The 1,867-nt window shown below is 33.5% G+C and carries 1 protein-coding gene; it reads left to right on the top strand.

The annotated features are described in order from the left end of the window. Window positions 1-70: 70 nt before the first annotated feature. Window positions 71-1,318 carry a carbohydrate porin gene (locus FW758_RS24335; RefSeq protein ID WP_446446801.1) on the top strand — a complete coding sequence of 416 codons (1,248 nt, stop codon included), beginning with the start codon at window positions 71-73 and terminating at the stop codon, window positions 1,316-1,318. Window positions 1,319-1,867: the final 549 nt, after the last annotated feature.

Here is a 1,867-nt window from a genome sequence, read left to right as displayed (position 1 = left end):
TTAATAACTTCGTTTGTGCTAAGTGAATAATTAATTTGTTCACTTTCATAACAGACAAAAGGTGAATAAAATGCAAAAAAAATACAAACATCTAGTACCTATGTTATTTACATTATTTAACTTATGTTATCTAACAACTTCAATGAGTGTAGAAGCTAGCGAAAAAAATGATGTTAAAAGCGTCACCACAAATTTAAATGATATAAAATCAGAATTACACAAAAATTATGGAGTTTATTTTGGGGGGATTGTAAGTTCTGTTTATCAACAATCCTCTGAAAAAATGTACAGGAAAATCCCTCAAAATACGGACTTTAGTGATGAAGGATTCAACACTCAGTTTGTCGCTTATGGTGGATGGAACTTTTATAATGGAAATGAATTTAAAGCATCCATAAATGGAGAGTATTATGGTTACCTTTCTGGAGATACATTCTCTTTAACAGACCCGTTATCAAATACAATAACAGATACATGGACCAACCAATTAAAGCAGCTTTACTTTTCTTTTGATTATGGGAATAGTAGTTTAAAACTTGGGCGTATTGATCCAACTATTGAAGTTGTTGGATGGAGCGGAGGACATCAGTTTTTTAATTTCTTAAGCTTCCAACTATCAGGTTCAACTTGGTTGAAACCACCTTACCCTGGTTTGGGTATGTCATATACATACAATTTTACAGACGACAAATTAAATTACATTAGAGTAATAGCTACAGACTCTTCAGGTCACTTTAACAATGGTACTGGTTATAAAAACCTTTACAAAGGAGATCTGTGGAAAGCACTAGAAGTTGGTTTTTCAAATAAAAGAAGTGGAGAAGGAAGCGCTTCGGTTAAGTTCACACTTTTTAATATTGATAGAGATTACTACTTCAACGATGAAAAATTACCACATCAAACAGAAGTTAGCAGCAAGGGCTTTGGGATCCAAGGAGACTATGAAATAGCAAATGGTATAAAATCATTTGTTAGAATTGGAATCGCAAAAAAATCCAGAGCTGACCTAGCTGTAACAGCGGGTATTCTTTCTCCTGCTCATATATTCAATCGTTCACAAGACACTATAGGTTTGGGATATTCTTACTCAAAACCATCAAATATATTTAAAAGTGTAAATGAAAGTAACGAACAACTTCTTGAAGGATTTTACAAATATAGTTTAAGTAAAAACAACCACCTTTCTTTAATTCTTTCATACATAAAAAACCCTATATTCACTAATGGTGGAACACCGAAAAGTTACCCTGTAAAACTTGAAAGAAATAAGATTGATTCAAACATGATCACATCAGTACGTTACACTCTAACATTCTAGAGGCATTACTATTAATGCCACTTTTAATATTAAAAAGTGGCTTAATATATAGAGGTAAAAATTAAGAATGCAAACGATTAAATCTAGGCGATACACCTCACTGTCTTATTGCTGTTAACTGTTTGTCGTTGTTTTTGTAGTAAGTGCGCTCACCATATGAATGCAAAACTGATTTGAGCCTCTATCATACACTCCCTAAACACTTTATCGTCAATAGCGACCTCACCTTCACTATGCAGTGAAACGGTTCCATCCAGGAATACAGCGGTTTAAATTAGGAGATCACATGCGCAATGGGGTAATGAACTGGTAGGATTTTTTAATAAGAATTTATTATCAAAAGACCTATATGTTTTTCACCGAAGTCTTCGATGCCCTCACAACCAAAAATAGTAGCCAATGGATAGTTAATTTTAACCGATTAACATCAAGCTCTACAATCTGAAAAGTGCTTAGAAAAAGTGTCGATATTCATGTTTCCCCTCAAAAAGAGAGAATGAAGTCACAGCTCAAACTGAACGAAAAACCTGACAAAACTCGTTGAGTCTA

It is taken from the genome of Shewanella sp. 1180_01, from assembly GCF_052850535.1.
This window is presented reverse-complemented; position numbering and strand designations above follow the sequence as displayed.

Coding starts and splice junctions, on each gene's coding strand:
- FW758_RS24335 (WP_446446801.1), top strand. CDS start 71: ATGCAAAAAAAATACAAACATCTAGTACCTATGTTATTTACATTATTT.